The 602-nt window shown below is 45.8% G+C and carries 1 protein-coding gene; it reads left to right on the forward strand.

Translation table 11 applies throughout. The features are described 5' to 3' along the window. The coding region (locus A3756_RS22975) for an HDOD domain-containing protein (RefSeq protein WP_156490710.1) at positions 1-602 on the forward strand (602 nt) is incomplete at both ends.

Raw genomic sequence — 602 nt, forward strand, 5'->3', positions numbered from 1 at the left:
CGGCTTCTGATGAGTCTTCTGGGGCCCAATTGGCAGAAGTTATTCTTAAGGATGTAAGCCTGACTGCCAATATCATACGTGTTGCTAACGCAGTAACTTTCAACCCTAGTAATATTGCAGTGACAACGGTCAGTCGTGCGGTTATCAATATTGGTTTCAAGAATATTCGCTCAATTTGTTTGTCGATCAAAGTACTCGAAGCAGTACTGAAAGATTCCCCATCTCCCTTATTAGTCNCAATGCTTGCCCGCTCGCTTCATGGCGCAAACCAAGCAAAAGCGCTCTGTGAAAAGCTGAATAATACGGAGCAGGAAGAGGTATTTGTCGCCTCTTTGTTGAGCCATTTGGCTGAGCTGTTGGTCTTGGGGTGCCACGAATCTGAGGTACGCTTGCTTAAGCGTGAGATTGAACCTAGCTCTTCAATTGAAGAAAAAAATCGCTGTGCTGAGAAGTTCCTGGGCGTTAGCTTAACTCGTTTAGCAAAAACACTGACCAAACAGTGGCGAATTGAAGGCCTGATTAACGATGTTCTAGCGGGCTCAGGAGAAGAGGACCCGCGTGTTCAAGCGGTTATATTAGGAGATGAGATAAGTCGTGTTGCT

Source organism: Oleiphilus sp. HI0086 (assembly GCF_001635225.1).